Origin of the sequence: Micromonospora sp. NPDC049679, assembly GCF_040659735.1 — a bacterium.
In the GTDB taxonomy this organism is placed as follows: domain Bacteria; phylum Actinomycetota; class Actinomycetes; order Mycobacteriales; family Micromonosporaceae; genus Micromonospora_I.
In genome coordinates this window covers 1-1128 of the sequence record NZ_JBFANZ010000096.1, presented here as the reverse complement: position 1 = coordinate 1128, position 1128 = coordinate 1, and the positions used below count along the sequence as shown (strand labels likewise).

At 61.1% G+C, this 1128-nt stretch carries 2 protein-coding genes; both read left to right on the top strand.

The genetic code is table 11. The features are described 5' to 3' along the window. Positions 1-628 (top strand): DnaB-like helicase C-terminal domain-containing protein (locus AB0J06_RS26375; protein WP_357432369.1); only part of this gene is annotated, 628 nt, incomplete at its 5' end. A 26-nt stretch (positions 629-654) separates the two neighbouring features. Next, positions 655-1104 carry a hypothetical protein gene (locus AB0J06_RS26370; protein ID WP_015026481.1) on the top strand — a complete coding sequence of 150 codons (450 nt, stop codon included), beginning with the start codon at positions 655-657 and terminating at the stop codon, positions 1102-1104. Positions 1105-1128 lie beyond the last annotated feature (24 nt).

Genomic DNA, 1128 nt, shown 5'->3' with positions numbered 1-1128 from the left:
AAGGGCGTTGCAGTTCCGATTCCTCGCCCAGCTGGGGCGTATCGACCTGAAGGCGCTGCTGCGGGGCAAGCTTCAGGATGAAGACTGGCCGAAGCTGACGGCAGCCGTTGGTGTCTTTCAGGGTATGCAGGACCGTTTGGCGATCGACGATTCCGCGAACCTTACGCCGACATCGCTACGAGCGAAGGCTCGGCGTGGTGCCCGTAAGTACGGTCCGCCGGCGGCAATCATGGTTGATTACCTGCAGCTGATGCGCTGCCCAGGCTACGAGGGGAACCGCACTCAGGAGGTCGCGGAGATCTCCCGGGCATTGAAGGGGTTGGCCAAAGAGTTCAATTGCCCCGTCATCGCGCTATCGCAGTTGTCCCGCCAGTGTGAGCAGCGGCCCAACAAGCGCCCTGTGAACGCAGACTTGCGGGAGTCCGGCGCGATCGAGCAGGACGCGGACATCATCATGTTCGTCTATCGAGACGAGGTCTACAACCCGGACACTGAGTACAAGGGGGTTGCCGAGTTGATCCTCGGCAAGCACCGGAACGGTGAAACCGGTACCGTGCGGACCGCGTTTATTGGCAAGGAAACTCGTTTTGTGCCGCTCTCGGCCGAGCAATTTCGGAACTTCGATTGATGAGCTGCTGGGAACAGAGTTGCCGCGTGCAGAAAGTGATGCAGCGGGATCGCCTGGGGTGCGGGGTGGCCTGTGCAGCGATGGTTTCCGGCAAACCATACGGTGTCGTGCGACAGCTGTTCGTCGACAATGGCATAGGTGCTCGCAAGAAGCGGCCCCTCGCCACCAATTTCTCAGAGATGCAGTACGCTCTGGCGCTCCTCGGGATCGAGTCTGAGCTGAAGCGCTGGAGCACCTGGGATGCAGTGGAAGGCCTTGGCATCGTGGCTGTAAACAACGGCCAGGGCACTGCCAGCCGGAACTGGCATTGGGTCGTGGCTGAGCGACACACGAGTTTCGGTGTTGTCCTCCATGATCCGGATTTCGATCTGCCGAGCTTCAGTTCGGCGCCGCCTGGCGTGCATTGCCATCCCTTCTCTGAATACCAGGCCCGCAAGAGCTGGATTCGGATTGTGCCACGAGGGAGCCATGGGTAGCAGGTGGCCGCGGCTCGCGGCAGC